Below are 14,096 nucleotides of genomic sequence, written 5' to 3' on the forward strand. Positions count from 1 at the left end.
AGCCGAAAGTACGGCGTTAGCGTGAGACTGTCTCGGAGCGCTTGAACGGCCAGCGCTCGAATTCAGAAAGCCGCAAACGGTAACGCGCGACATTGCCAAGGTAGAGGTGATCGAGATCGGACTGGATCGCGTCGACGAACGAGAACATATCGCCCGCAGGCACCAGATTCTGTGCGAGCGTTTCGATCTCGCCACGCGTGCCGGCAAAGCCGCCGCGAATCACCTCCTGCACCACCTCTATCAACGCATTGCGATACTTGAGGCGGAACGCGTCCGGCTCGCCGATGGATTGTCGAATCGCCAGATAACGCTGACACGAGCGCTCGTACGCCCAGATGAAAACGTCGCGCAACAACTCGACGCGATTGGCCTCGTACACACCAAGCGTACCGTCCACGTAGGCTTTTTCGGGAACGTCGATGAACGACAGCGGACACAGATTCTGCCGGATCAGCGGAATATTCGCGGTCAGACGCGAGACCCGTTTGTTGACGTCTTCGAACGGCTGCAGATACGGCAGGTGCACCATGCTGAAGAAAGCCTGCTCGAAGGGGTCGTCGATTTGGGCGGCCTTGTTTAAAACCGTCTCGAAGCATTCCGCAATCTGCTGCGGCACGGCGAGCGGAAAAAATACAGTGCCGCTGATCTCCACTTCGCGCACGCGCAAACGACCGCTGGCGAACGGGTCGGACATCAGGTTGTCGGAAAGAATCGCGTGAAGATTCAGCACGGTGAATCGATTGAAGCCCACTTCGTCCGCGCTCTCGACAATCATTTCGATCGCGGCCTTGTGATTCAGGATCATCTGCGTTTCCTGAGCGTCCTTGCCTTCCGCAATGTGCCCTTGCTCGATCAACCGGACAGTGTCGAGCCGCGTGTAGGTATTGCCCTCGAGCCGCGACGACGCCCACGACAAATCGATCAGAAGCCGGCTCATGATGTCGCGCGCGTAAGTGCCGGCCGGTCGCACATCCGCCGACGTGCGGCCCCATTCATGCATGCGCTCACGCTGCGCTTGCGATAGATACGCGTCCTGATTCGGACGATAGCGTTCGAGAAACGTACGGTTATAGCCGACCGGGCGGCGCTCGTGCAGCGGCCTGTTCACTTCCGCGCGCACCTCGAGACCCGCACTCGATACGGGCACGTAGGCCTCGCCGGAAGTGCTTGCGCCAGCGATAACCTGTGCGGGGAAAACAGCCGCGCCGGGAACGGCAGCCTGTTTGTAGGCCACTGCCCGGCCGGCCCCTTCCGAGATGATCCGGCCAGCTTCGAGCAACACGTCGAGACGACGTTGCAGCGTGCGGCGCTGCATGGGATGGCGGCGCGCGGCAAGTGCAGATGCAAGCGCACGAACGCCCCGCCCCTCGGCGCTTGCAGCGATGATCTGCTCGATCAGATCCAATTCCTGCTTGATGCCACTACTGTTCATGCGCGCCACCCTCATGCCTATGTGGCGCGATAAACCCTAATCGCGCCACTTTTCTCTGACATTGTGGCACAAGTCGAGTTAATCGCGACACTTTTCACGTCAAAAAGTGTCGCGATTATTTTTTTGCGACAAATTTACTGAAAAAGTGTCACGAATAAGCCTAAGACTGACGCAATTCGGGGCTGGAGGCACCAAGCCCCAACCCCTCACGCATTCCACCTCACCAACGACCACTGCTGCCCCGCCTCATCCCTGCGCAGCCAGACAATGCCCGTCATCTCCAACGACCAGCGCAGACAGCGTTCCAGCGGCACGTCGAGCACCAACGAAGCGATCACCCGCATGACACCGGCATGCGTGACCACATACGCCGGCGACAACTCGCGCGTCTGCGCGAACGCGTCGAACCACGCCCGCACCCGCGCGACGAATTGCGCGACGCTCTCGCCGCCGTGCGCACGCGCGTGCTCGAAGTTGGCCGCCCAGTCGTCGAGCAACTCACGATCGATCGCGTCCCAGCGCTGCTGCTCCCAATCGCCGAAGTTCATTTCCTGCAGACGATCGTCATGGCTGAGCGCGCAGCCGAAATCGTTCGCCATCGCGGCGGCGAGCGCCGAGCAACGCATCAACGGACTCGACATGAACACGCGCGGCGGCGGCACCTGCAAAGTCGCGAGTTTCAACGCAAGCGCGGTTGAGGACACTTCAGCATCCTCGACAAGCGCGACATCGCTCTGGCCGTAGCACACGCCAGCATCGAGCGCGACGGCGGGATGACGGATCAGGACGATATCCATGCAAGCCCCAGCAGATAGATGCTCAATTCAAAAATCTGTTGTGCGAAGCCGAGGCAGTCGCCGGTGTAACCGCCAATACGTCTGACGAAGTAACGGCCCATGCCAAACCGCAGCACCGCGAGCACGACGAATGTCGCGCCAGCGAAGCGCCAATCCGGCAGACCGGGCCCGTTCGGCCAGAGCAACAACGGCAAACCGAACACCGCTGCGCAGAGCAACGCGGGACCGCCCAAACGTTGTGCGACCGGTTTGGCTTTGCCTTCGGCTCGCACATAGTCGAGCGTGGCCAGATAGCTGATTGCAAACACGCGGCTTGCCGCATGCGCTGCAATCATCAGACTTGCGGCGCGCATCGGCGGTAACGCGGCGAGCGTTTGCCACTTCAGTGCTAGCGCGATCACGAGCGCGATGGCGCCAAAAGCGCCGATGCGTGAGTCATGCATGATGCGCAACACGTCCTCGCGCGTATAGGCGCCACCGAACGCATCGACGCAATCAGCGAGTCCGTCTTCGTGAAATGCGCCGGTGACCAGCAGCGACGCAGCCATCGACAGCAGCACCGCCACGCCCGCTGGAAAAACATGCAACGCCGCGAGATAAACCAGCGCGCTCAATCCGCCGATCAATAGACCGACGAGCGGAAAATAACGCGCCGCCGCATTCAGATAGTGCGGTTCATAGCCGACCCAACGCGGCACCGGCACGCGCGTGAAATAGCCGAGCGCAGTGAAGAAATAACGCAGTTCCGCGAGCGGGTTCATGGGTGAGCCGCACGCGCGCTTCTGTATGACGGCGCTTCGTATAACGACGCAGCGTATGACAGACTACGCATCGCGATTCGCAACACCGGCCGATTCAAAGCTCGCCATTTCGTTGACGAACGCCACCGCCGCGCGCAGCAGCGGCACCGCGAGCACCGCGCCGGTGCCTTCGCCAAGACGCATATCGAGCGAGAGCAATGGCAGCGCGCCGAAATGATCGAGCATGCGCCGATGCCCCGCCTCGTTCGACGCATGCGCGAACACGCAATACTCGCGCACCTTCGGTGCGAACGCATCGGCCACCAGCAATGCCGAGGTCGCGATGAAACCGTCGACAAGGATCGTCATACGCGCTTGCGCGGCAGCGAGGTATGCGCCCGTCATCATGGCGATTTCGAAGCCGCCGAAGGTGGCGAGCACGGTGAGCGGATCGTTCGAAACGGCGTGATGTGCGAGTGCCGACGCAAGTATGTTGCGCTTCTTCGCAAGCCCGGCATTGTCGAGACCCGTACCCCGTCCGACGCATTCGTCGATCGGCACACCGCACAGGCGGCTCATCAGACACGCCGCCGAGGACGTATTCGCAATGCCCATTTCGCCGAAGCCGATCACATTAGTGCCGAGCGCCGCGTGATGCCGCACGCGAGCCGCGCCCGCCTGCATCGCGGCAAGCGCCTGTTCGTGCGTCATCGCGGGTTCGTGCGCGAAGTTGCGCGTGCCGGCCGCGACCGGAATATCGATGAGACCGTCAGTGGAAGGCAGCGGCGTTGCAATGCCTGAGTTGACCACTTCGAGCTCGACGCCGGAGACGCGGCTCAAGGCATTGATCGCCGCGCCGCCCGCGAGAAAGTTAGCGACCATTTGCGCGGTCACCGCTTGCGGATAAGGGCTCACGCCTTCCTGTGCAATGCCGTGGTCGCCGGCGAACACGATCATCGCCGGACGTGCGACCGTGGGATGTGTCGTACGCTGGATCAACCCCATCTGGCGCGCGAGCGTCTCGAGCCGCCCAAGACTGCCGGGCGGCTTGGTCTTGGTATCGATGATGTGTTGCAGTTCGGCACGCAGCGTTTGATCGAGCGATTCGACTTCGGTCAATCCCGACAATCCCGGCAAACCTGGCAAAGAAGTCATAGACGTTTCTAAAAGAGAGAGTGTTTTAATAAAGTGCTTAGGCTGCCGGTGTGTCATGAACTGCAGGCGATTCGTGACGCGAGCGCGGCGCGGGAATCAGCGCCTCATGCTCGCCGTCGCGAATCAGAATCAATGGATAGCCGAACGCGCGGCTCGTCAGCGTGGGCGTCAGCACGTCGTGCACCGGTCCGGCATACGCGCCGCCGTTGCCGTCGAGCAGCAGCGCATGCGTCGCGAAGCGGCGCGCGAGGTTCAAATCGTGGCACGAAAACATCACTGTACGCCGAGGCTCGCGCGTCCAGGCCGTCAGCGCTTCAAGACAGTCGATCTGGTGGTGCAGATCCAGATGCGAGAGCGGTTCGTCGAGCAGCAACAACGGCGCCTCCTGACACAATACCGCCGCCAATGCCACGCGTTGACGTTCGCCGCCCGAAAGCGACAGTACGTCGCGCGCGGCGAATGCAGCGAGGCCCAAACCATCCAACGCGGCATGCGCGGCAGCACGATCAGCCTCGCCCTCCCACCCCCAACCGGTCAGATGTGGAAAGCGGTTCAGCATCACGATGTCGAGCACGCTCGCGCTGAAAGCGTCCGCTGCGCTTTGCGGCATCAGCGCGCGACGCTGCGCAAGCGGCAACGGCTGCCAGTCGGCGAGACGCACGCCGTCGAGTTCGACATGGCCCGCCGACGGCTGCGCCAGACCCGCGAGCGTGGACAGCAAGGTCGTCTTGCCCGCGCCGTTCGGCCCGGCGATACACCAGATCTCGCCCGCGTAAAACGTATGCGTGAACGCGTCGAGCAAGGTGCGCATGCCCACACGCAAGGTCAGGCGTTGCGCGCTGAGCGCCGAATGCGGGGCGTTGTGTGCGTTCATCATCGGCGCCTGCGCAACAGCATCCACAGAAACACCGGCACGCCGACGATCGACGTGATCACGCCGACCGGCAATTGCGCCGGCGCGATCACGGTACGCGCGATCAGGTCCGCGCCCATGACCGCGACACCGCCGCCGAGCGCCGCAGCGGGCAGCAGCATGCGCTGATCGTTGCCGAACGCGAGCCGCAGCATATGTGGCACCACGAGGCCGACAAAACCGATGGTGCCCGCCGTGGTCACCGCCGCAGCAGCCGCCAGCGACGCCACCAGATACACGCGCAAGCGCAGCGGCATGACAGCCACACCGAGCGCCTGCGCGGCGGCGTCGCCTCGCAGCAGCACATTCAGCCGCGGCGCAACGGGAACGATCGCCAACAGCACGACGACGAGCGCGGCGAGCGCCGTCCATGGCAGCGTGCCGCCGTTCAGATCACCGGTCAGCCAGAACAACATGCCGCGCAGCCGATTGTCCGGCGCGAGGTTGAGCAGCAAGGTAATAACGGCGCCCCAACCGGCCGCGATCACCGCGCCGGTCAACAGCAAACGCGGCGACGTATCCTGCGGCTCGCCCCGCCACAACTCGCGGCGTGCGAGGCCGAGCACCAGCAGGATCGACACGAAGGCACCGGCGAACGCGCTGGCATCGACGATCCACCATGCGCAACCGGCGATCATCGCGACCAGCGCAAAAGTCGCCGCGCCGCCCGACACCCCTAATACGTAGGGCTCGGCCAACGGGTTGCGCAACAGCACTTGCAGCAGCGCGCCGGCGAGCGCAAGCAACGCGCCGCACGCGAAGCCGGCCAGCGCACGCGGCAAACGCAGCGTGCGCACGATCTCGCCGGCAAGATCGGCGGACTCGACATGCGATGCGTGCGACGGCAGCAGCGCCGCCAACACGCGTGCGGGTGCGAGCGACACGCTGCCAAGCGCGAGCGACGCCATCAGCACAGCGAGTGCGATTCCCGCGAGCGCGAGCCAGATCGCGGCCGCGCGCTTCGCGCTCATCACGCGCATCGTGGTCGTGGGCATCGGGCTCGAGCTGCGGTTCATCGACGCGTTCTCATGCAAGCACGTTCGTCACTGCTGCTGCCAACCAACCGTGACATACGCACCGCGCCGCGGCGAGTTATACGAGTAGGCCGTTTCATAGTCCTTGTTCAACAGGTTCTGGATCTGCGCGGCGACGTACCACGCCTTCGTGATGTTGTAGCGTGCCGACAGATTGACCACACCGTAGCCGCCCAGCGTGCCGCTGCTATCTTCACGGGCGCCGCTGACGATCCACTCGCCCCCGACACGCCACCCGGCGATGCTGCGATTCACCGCCAGCGACGCGAAGCGCCGTGCACGCCGCACGAGATCGGTATCGCTATCGAGGTCGACAGAATTTTGCAGTGTCACCGACGCGCGTATATCTGTCTTGCCCACATGGCCGCTCCACGACCCTTCGAGCCCCTGCACCTTCGCACGCCCGACGTTCTCGGCCAGATAAATACCGGGCGAGACCTGCGGGTAGTCGATCAGATTCGAATAACGTGTCTGGAACGCACTCAGACGCATCACACCAAGCGCATTCGAGGCGTACTGCAACGCTGCTTCGATCGAATGGCTGCGCTCCGGCTGGATCGACGGATTGCCGCTGATCGGATAGTACAGATCGTCGAAGCTCGGCGCGCGGAACGAATCCGAATAGCTTGCAGTCGCCTTCCAATGCTCGGTGATGTCGAAGCCGTAGCCGAGATAGTAACTGTTCGCCCCGCCGAAATCGGAATACTGATCGCGCCGCACGTTGGCCTGAATCTGATTGCGCCCGAATCGCCCCGTATAACCGACAAAGCCCGAATCCACATGCCGGTCGGGCGCCGCAAACGTATCCGAGTCGAGGCTCTGATCCAGATGCTCATAGCCGACCTGCAATTTCTGCTGCGCGGCGAGCGCGAAATCGTTCTGCCAGGTGTACTGGCGATTGTCGGTGTCGAAGCGGCCGTTGTAGATGCCGTTGGTATTCGACACGCTGCGGTCGTCGCCTTCGGCAACGATGAAGTGCGTGGTCCACCAGTCGGTCAGCTTGCCGTTCGCGAACACCGACACCTGGCGCACTTTAGAGTACAGGTTGTTCAGATCGGTCGGCACACCGTATGCGTTGTCGTAGCTGTTATTGCCGTTCGACTGCAGATACGTGACGCCCGCGTCCCACTTGTCGTTGAACTTGTGGCGCAGCGAAGCCGAGATGCTTTCGTTCAGATAGCCGTTCGCGTTCGGATTCGCGTTGGGCGCCTGTGCCGGATTGAGCGACGAGAAGCCGTCGTCTTTCGAGCGCGCGAGTGAAATGCTGAAGGTGGTGTTGCCGTCTTTATCCAGTGCGCCGTTCACGCCCATCTGCTGCGTCTGTGTGTGATAGCTGCCATAGCCCACCGAAAAATTGAAACGCGGCGGATGGTCGCCGCCGTCTTTAGTGAAAACCTGCACTACGCCGCCAATTGCGCCCGAGCCATAAAGCGCGGACACGTTGCCGTTCACCACTTCGACGTGATCGATCTGGTCGAGCGGAATCTGCGCGAGTTGCGGCGCGCCCAGGCTCACCGAATCGACCCGCACGCCGTCGATCAGCAAAAGTGATTGCGTCGACGATGCGCCGCGCAGAAACAGACTCGCCGTCGAACCCGGGCCACCGGTACGCGAAATCTGCGCGCCGGGCGCGAATTGCAGCAGACCGGGCAAATCGGTCGCGGTTGTATCCGCGATGTCCTGCTGGTCGAATAGCGTGGTCTGCGGGATCGCATCGGCGAGCGGTTGCGGCCCACGCTCCGCGGTGACTACAACGGGCGACAACACCGTGGGTGACGAACCGGCAGCGTCCGTATCGGCGGAAGAAGATGAAGACGCAGACGAAGAAGAAGCAGCAGCTTGCGCATGCACGACGAGCGGCAGGCTCGCAAAGGCGAGCAACGCCGCGCGAGCGATGGGGGACAGCATGGGATGACATTCCTGTGGATAGCGTGCTCGGCCTGCTTCCCCGCGGGCCGATGCGTAACGAGGCGCCCGCGCTGTTTTACGTTTGCGTGGGGACGACCCTCTCCCTCTGGCCGGTATCCGGGCTGGCGACACATCGATCCCGCCTTCCCACGCGTGACGCGCAGTGGCACACTCGCATGTTGAGCTTCAAACACGCGATCAGGATCGACCTGCATGACGTATGCGGTCGCTTACCGTTGCGGGGGCAGCGCAGGTTCGCGCATTCAGGCGAGACGCGCGCCCTGCTTCCCGTTTAACTGCGCGCACTGTGGAAAAGCGCGCGCGGGCACCAGAGTGCGGCAAGTTTAGGAGCGGCCCTCGGGTCCGTCAAGAATGGTCAATCCGCGTGCAATCTGTTCTGTTAAGTGCGGGTTATTGTCCGATGCGCGTGTTGCTTTTCATCATATGGTCGCTAAAAGCCTGCACAAAGCGATGTTGTTACGTCTCGAAACGAGACAATTGTCGGAACCTGCGACATTCCGCGCTAAAATGCGATGTCTTTAGAGGACGCAGCAGATGCTCACCGAACTCGAAACACTTTCACAGAATATCGGCAAGCTGATCTCGATCAGCCAACGCCACAATGAAGCGCGGCTCGCGCTCGAAGATCAGCTCGCCCAAACGCGTGCCGAAGCAGAGACCACGCGCACTGAACTCGCGTTGATGCGCGAGGAGCGCGATGCACTGCAGGCGGAACGCGACGCGCTGTCGGCAAAGATCGACGACGCACAGGTACGCCTGAATGCGATCCTCGAAAAGCTGCCGCGGGCTCGTGCGAATAGCGAGCCGGACAATCAGCTCGATCTGCTCGAGACCGCACCGCATGAGGTCGAAGCGGAGAGCGACGTCACCCGCCATGGAGAAAATGCATGACCACCAAGCAGATCGAAGTATCGATTCTCGGCGTGCCCTATCGCCTCGCCTGCTCGCCGGAAACTGAAGGCGCGCTGCTTGAAGCGGTGGCACGCGTCGACGCCGAGATGTCGAAGATCCGCAATAACAGCAACGTGCGCGGCACGGATCGCATTGCCGTCATGGCTGCGCTGTCGCTGGCATCGGAACTGCTTAAGCTGCAAAGTAGCGTGCGACACGGAGAAGCATTTCCCGCAGAAGAAATCCGGCGTACAATGCATCAAATGAACGAACAACTGGGTACTGTGATTCAGCAGTACAGCATGCAGTAAGTGCCTAGCAGTCTCGAACAGTTTTAAGTAGCCGGTCCTGAGATCGGCTGCGAATTCAAGCGGAATGCATGGGCAAAGACTCATGCAAACGATTGAGTTCAATCGGTTTGACCTCCCTGCCTGGTTCGCCAAGGTCATATATTCCTTGAACCAATGCCATGTGCACGGTTGTGGAAATTTGTAGCACGGGTGTGCGCGTCACTCTGTCTGATGTACCCGAAGTGCTGCTAACTGCGACCAATTCTGAACCCCCGGTTCAGGATGCCGGCCTAGCGGCTAAGGCGGGGACCTTATTCAAAACGGCATCGGACTTCGGTTCGGTGCCGTTTTTCTTTGGGCCTCGATTTTTCTTCTGTATTCTCAAACCTTTACCGTTCACTTCGATTCATGCGCTACTGGCTAATGAAGTCCGAACCGGACGAAGCGAGCATCGACCATCTCGCCCACGCACCGCAACACACGCTGCCGTGGACTGGCGTGCGCAACTATCAGGCACGCAACTTCATGCGCGACGTGATGCAGGTCGGCGACGGTGTGCTGTTCTATCACTCGAGTTGCCCTGAGCCGGGCATCGCGGGACTCGCGGAGGTATCGTCCATCGCCTATCCGGATCCGACTCAATTCGACAAGAAGAGCCCCTACTACGACCCCAAGTCGTCGCAAGAAACGCCGCGCTGGCTACTCGTCGACGTCGTGTTCAAGAAAAAGATCCCGTTGATTCCGCTTGCTGCGCTGCGCGAGCATGAGGAATTGAAGGACATGCGCGTGCTCGCCAGAGGCAACCGCCTGTCGATCACACCGGTGACCGAAGCCGAATGGCGCTTCATCACCAAACGTCTTGTTTGACGTTGCATACGCACATGTGAACGTTGTTGCTTAAGTCATGCGTAAATCTGCGCGTGGATGAAGCCCAACGTTGAGCAAACGTCAAATTAGGGAACCAAGCTCAGGTTACAAGCGCCTAACAGACTCGCAAACGTTGTGCCATTGCATGGCGTTCGCTCCAATCGTGCACAACCTGTTCAAGCAAGGAGTCCAACAATGACGAAAAACACCGCACGTGCACTCGCTCTCGCTCTCGTATGCGCCGCCCCTGCCGCGCTCGCGCTGACGCCGGCTGTGGCCCGCGCGCAGGGCGTGACACAGTATCAGCCCGCGGGCGTGCTGTCGCTGAATGCACAGGCAAGCGCGGAAGTACCGCAAGACGTCGTCGATATCACGCTGTTCTACGAACAGGAAGCGAGCGATCCGTCCGCGCTCACCTCCACGCTGAATCAGCGCGCCGACGCCGCGCTACAAAAAGCCAAGGGTGTCAATGGTGTAACGGCTCGCACCGGTTCCTTCTCGATCTACCCGTCCACCGATCGTGACGGCCGCATTTCCGCATGGCGCGGCCGTACCGAAGTTGTGCTCGAATCGCACGACTTCGCCGCGGCGTCGAAACTCGCAGGCCAGATGGCATCGATCATGCAGGTCGGCAACGTGCAGTTCTCACTGTCGCCTGAAGCGCAGCGTACCGCGGAGCAGAAGCTCACCGGTGAAGCCATCAAGTCGTTCCGTGAGCAAGCCGCTTCGTCGGCGCAGGCGTTCGGCTACAACGGCTATTCGATTCGTGAGGTCAACGTCGGGCACAACGGCGTCATGCCGCGTCCGATGATGATGATGAGCGCGCGCGCAATGAGCGCCGATGCGAAGGCATCCGCGCCGGTACCGCTCGAAGGCGGTACGTCGACCGTGACGGTCAACGTGTCGGGCTCGGTGCAGATGAAGTAACGCGGCCTACAGCGCGATTTAAGCGTGAAGTACCGCTGTAAAGGAAAAAAGCCACGGCATGCCGTGGCTTTTTTATTGGCTGATCACTACGACAAAACGTAGCGCTCAGTTAGTGCTAACCGACTAACCGACCGCGCCGGTTCGCGACGCCTCGACGATACCGCTCCGGTACGATAAACCGGAGCGCTCAGTTCGCGCCGACAGCCTGCGCCGATTCACGCCGCGCACGGCGATAGGACCACACCAGAATGCCGATGCCCACGAGGATCATCGGCAGCGAGAGCCATTGGCCCATTGAGAGGCCCATTGCAAGCAAGCCAAGGAAGTCGTCCGGCTCACGCGCGAATTCCACCGTGAAGCGCGCAAGTCCGTAGCCGATCAGGAACACTGCGGAAATCGCACCCAGCGGCTTCGGTTTGCGCGAGAAGAAGAACAGCACGAAAAACAGCGCCACGCCTTCGAGCGCAATCTCATACAGCTCCGACGGATGACGTGGCAGCATGTGATATTGCGCGAACACTTCGTTCAGATGCCATTGCGCGGCCAGTTGCGGATGCGCGGTGAGCCATGCGGCGTCGTCCGGCGCGGCGCCTGGAAACAGCATCGCCCACGGTGCCGACGGATCGGTCACACGGCCCCACAACTCACCGTTGATAAAGTTGCCGAGACGCCCTGCCGCGAGCCCCGTTGGCACCATCGGCGCAACGAAATCGGTGACCTGCAGCCACGAACGTTTGCGCTGGTACGCGAACAGCACCATTGCCAGCGTCACGCCGAGGAAGCCGCCGTGAAACGACATGCCGCCTTCCCACACCTTGAAGATGTCGAGCGGATGCGCGAAGTAAAAGCTCGCCTTGTAGAACAGCACGTAGCCGAGCCGGCCGCCAAGAATCGTACCGAGCACGCCGTAAAACAGCATGTCGTCGATATCTTTAGCGGTCCAGCCTTGCGCGGCGACGTACGGCAAACGCAGCCGCAGCCGGCCGACGACGATCGCCGCGATGAACGCAACGAGGTACATCAGTCCATACCAGCGCACAGCGAGCGGCCCCAGATGAATGGCAACGGGGTCGAAATTCGGGTGAATGAGCATCGTGTTGTTATGGGCAGTTCAGGTTCAGAAGCGGATTTCTAGTCGACTCAAGTAGCAGCGGGCAGTTTGCACACCCTGCGGCGCATGCGTTGGACGGTTCGGTTTGCAATGCGTTCGCGGCAGCGTCGAGCCTAAACACGGGGTGCCGCGAACTGCGCCTCGACGGTGGCCGCATGCGCTCGCACGATCTCGATGAAGCCCGCCAACACCGGACTCACCTCCGCCGTGCGCCAGACCAGCCCCGTCTCGATCGCCGGCACCGATTCGGAGAGCGGCCGGTACACGACGCCGGTGCGGCGCAGGTTACGCAACGATTGCGGCACCAGTGCGACGCCCATTCCGGCCGACACGAGGCTCACGATTGTCTGCATCTGGATCGCCTCCTGGCCGACCCGGGGTGCAAGGCCCGCCACGCCGTAGCAATCCATAATGATGTCATAAAAGCCTGGCGCCAAACGTCTTGGGAAGATCACGAGCGGTGCGTCGGCGACGTCGCGCAGGCTGATCGGCGTGTCCAGCCACTCGGCGTGCGGGTCGGCGTTAGACCCCGCGGCGCTGCCCACGCGTGCCGCCATTTCCGTCGACATCGCGATCACCAGCGGTTCGCGGGCGATCGGCAGCCACGAGAGCTGAGCGGCGTGGCGCGACGGTAGCGGGGCGATCACGAGGCCCGCATCGATGCGCCCGGCCACCAGTTCGTCGACCTGCACGTCGCTGGTGGCTTCGGTCAGTTCGAGGCGCACCCGTGGATGGCGTGCGCCGAAATCGCGAAGCAGCGACGGCAGCAGGCCGTAATCGGCCGTCGAGACGAAGGCCAGCGACAACACCCCGGCTTCGCCTCGCGCGAGGCTCTGCGCCAGCGGTCGCAGGCCCTCGGCGCTCGCCAGCAGGCGCTGAACTTCAGGCAGCAGATCGGCGCCCACAGGCGTGAGTTCAACCGAGCGCTTGGTGCGCGCGAACAACTCGACGCCTAGTGTCTCCTCCAGCGCCCGAATCGCTTGCGACAACGGCGGCTGCGTCATGGAAAGGCGCGCGGCCGCTCGCCCGAAATGTTTTTCTTCGGCGACGGTCACGAAATAGCGCAATTGGCGCAGGTCAGGAATGGCAGGCAGCATGATTAATACATTTTACGACCCAATCGAGCCCGAATAATATATTGGACACGCGCTTCGCAAAACTGCATCCTTGCGCGACGCGCCGGAACTAAACTGAACTGACGCGCTGGCCGAACCCGCCGGCGGCGCATTGGCAGCATAGGTGCGGCCTCTGCGGCAACACCTGAGCCTCGAACACGCAGCTCAGATCAAAACAAAACAGATTGGAGTTCCCCATGGCATACAACCGTCGTTCGAAGAACATCACGCAAGGCGTGGCCCGCTCACCGAACCGCTCGATGTACTACGCACTCGGCTATCAGAAGGACGACTTCGACAAGCCGATGATCGGCATCGCCAACGGCCACTCGACCATCACGCCGTGCAACGCCGGCCTGCAGCGTCTGGCCGACGCAGCGGTCGCCGCGGTCAAGGGCGCCGACGCAAATCCGCAGATCTTCGGCACGCCGACGATCTCGGACGGCATGTCGATGGGCACCGAAGGCATGAAGTACTCGCTGGTGTCGCGCGAAGTCATCGCCGACTGTATCGAGACGTGCGTGCAGGGCCAGTGGATGGACGGCGTGGTCGTGATCGGCGGCTGCGACAAGAACATGCCGGGCGGCATGATCGGTATGTTGCGCACCAACGTGCCGAGCATTTACGTGTATGGCGGCACGATCCGTCCGGGCAACTGGAAAGGCACCGACCTGACCATCGTGTCGTCGTTCGAAGCCGTGGGCGAGTTCACGGCCGGCCGGATGTCGCAGGAAGATTTCGACGGGATCGAAAAGAACGCATGCCCGTCCACGGGTTCGTGCGGCGGCATGTACACCGCCAACACCATGAGCTCGTCGTTCGAAGCACTGGGCATGTCGCTGCTGTATTCGTCGACGATGGCGAACCCCGACCAGGAAAAGGTCGACTCGGCAGC

At 61.8% G+C, this 14,096-nt stretch carries 14 protein-coding genes, 1 other RNA gene and 1 riboswitch; of the genes, 6 read left to right on the plus strand and 9 right to left on the minus strand.

Annotation, left to right across the window (positions count from 1 at the left end; all coding sequences use genetic code 11):
• Positions 1–16: 16 nt before the first annotated feature.
• The 7 genes from HHL24_RS25770 to HHL24_RS25800 form a co-directional block, all read right to left on the minus strand.
• Positions 17–1,432 (minus strand): Fic family protein, encoded by a 1,416-nt coding sequence (locus HHL24_RS25770; RefSeq protein WP_169488169.1) that lies wholly within the window; start codon positions 1,430–1,432, stop codon positions 17–19.
• A 206-nt stretch (positions 1,433–1,638) separates the two neighbouring features.
• The gene (gene cobC / locus HHL24_RS25775) at positions 1,639–2,229 is read right to left on the minus strand and encodes an alpha-ribazole phosphatase (RefSeq protein ID WP_169488170.1); all 591 of its coding nucleotides are present in this window, start codon (positions 2,227–2,229) and stop codon (positions 1,639–1,641) included.
• Positions 2,214–2,990 (minus strand): adenosylcobinamide-GDP ribazoletransferase, encoded by a 777-nt coding sequence (locus HHL24_RS25780; protein WP_169488171.1) that lies wholly within the window; start codon positions 2,988–2,990, stop codon positions 2,214–2,216. The genes cobC and HHL24_RS25780 overlap by 16 nt, the downstream gene beginning before the upstream one ends.
• 63 nt (positions 2,991–3,053) lie before the next feature.
• Positions 3,054–4,124, minus strand: coding sequence for a nicotinate-nucleotide--dimethylbenzimidazole phosphoribosyltransferase (gene cobT / locus HHL24_RS25785; RefSeq protein ID WP_169488172.1), 1,071 nt, complete (start codon positions 4,122–4,124; stop codon positions 3,054–3,056).
• Between the two features lie 37 nt (positions 4,125–4,161).
• Positions 4,162–5,001: an ABC transporter ATP-binding protein gene (locus HHL24_RS25790; protein WP_169488173.1), complete on the minus strand. Its 840-nt coding sequence runs from the start codon at positions 4,999–5,001 to the stop codon at positions 4,162–4,164.
• Complete coding sequence (locus HHL24_RS25795; RefSeq protein WP_169488174.1) at positions 4,998–6,053, minus strand: FecCD family ABC transporter permease; 1,056 nt, start codon at positions 6,051–6,053, stop codon at positions 4,998–5,000. Before HHL24_RS25795 ends, HHL24_RS25790 begins: the two co-directional genes overlap by 4 nt.
• A 27-nt stretch (positions 6,054–6,080) precedes the next feature.
• On the minus strand, positions 6,081–7,979 hold the full coding sequence (locus tag HHL24_RS25800) for a TonB-dependent receptor domain-containing protein (protein WP_169488175.1): 1,899 nt from the start codon (positions 7,977–7,979) through the stop codon (positions 6,081–6,083).
• Between the two features lie 91 nt (positions 7,980–8,070).
• Positions 8,071–8,327: riboswitch (cobalamin riboswitch) on the minus strand.
• Between the two features lie 207 nt (positions 8,328–8,534).
• Here HHL24_RS25800 and HHL24_RS25805 point away from each other — a divergent pair.
• The 5 genes from HHL24_RS25805 to HHL24_RS25825 all read left to right on the plus strand — a co-directional run bounded on the left by HHL24_RS25805 (position 8,535) and on the right by HHL24_RS25825 (position 10,975).
• The gene (locus tag HHL24_RS25805) at positions 8,535–8,891 is read left to right on the plus strand and encodes an ATPase (protein WP_169488176.1); all 357 of its coding nucleotides are present in this window, start codon (positions 8,535–8,537) and stop codon (positions 8,889–8,891) included.
• Entirely contained in the window at positions 8,888–9,202 is a 315-nt protein-coding gene (locus tag HHL24_RS25810; RefSeq protein WP_007175941.1) for a cell division protein ZapA, read from the plus strand. The genes HHL24_RS25805 and HHL24_RS25810 overlap by 4 nt, the downstream gene beginning before the upstream one ends.
• A 110-nt stretch (positions 9,203–9,312) precedes the next feature.
• A non-coding RNA gene (ssrS, locus tag HHL24_RS25815) (6S RNA) lies at positions 9,313–9,494 on the plus strand.
• Between the two features lie 95 nt (positions 9,495–9,589).
• A complete protein-coding gene (locus tag HHL24_RS25820; protein WP_169488177.1) occupies positions 9,590–10,048 on the plus strand; it encodes an EVE domain-containing protein in 459 nt (152 codons plus the stop codon).
• 195 nt (positions 10,049–10,243) lie between these two features.
• Complete coding sequence (locus tag HHL24_RS25825; protein WP_169488178.1) at positions 10,244–10,975, plus strand: SIMPL domain-containing protein; 732 nt, start codon at positions 10,244–10,246, stop codon at positions 10,973–10,975.
• Positions 10,976–11,162: 187 nt separating this feature from the next.
• Here HHL24_RS25825 and lgt read toward each other — a convergent pair whose 3' ends face one another.
• Together lgt and HHL24_RS25835 are read right to left on the minus strand one after the other, a co-directional pair.
• Positions 11,163–12,068 (minus strand): prolipoprotein diacylglyceryl transferase, encoded by a 906-nt coding sequence (gene lgt / locus HHL24_RS25830; protein WP_169488179.1) that lies wholly within the window; start codon positions 12,066–12,068, stop codon positions 11,163–11,165.
• Between the two features lie 131 nt (positions 12,069–12,199).
• Positions 12,200–13,183, minus strand: coding sequence for a LysR family transcriptional regulator (locus HHL24_RS25835; RefSeq protein ID WP_169488180.1), 984 nt, complete (start codon positions 13,181–13,183; stop codon positions 12,200–12,202).
• Between the two features lie 215 nt (positions 13,184–13,398).
• On the opposite strand from HHL24_RS25835, the gene HHL24_RS25840 reads away from it, so the two are divergent.
• Positions 13,399–14,096 (plus strand): dihydroxy-acid dehydratase domain-containing protein (locus HHL24_RS25840; protein WP_206003014.1); only part of this gene is annotated, 698 nt, incomplete at its 3' end.

Source organism: Paraburkholderia polaris, assembly GCF_012927345.1.
GTDB lineage: Bacteria > Pseudomonadota > Gammaproteobacteria > Burkholderiales > Burkholderiaceae > Paraburkholderia > Paraburkholderia polaris.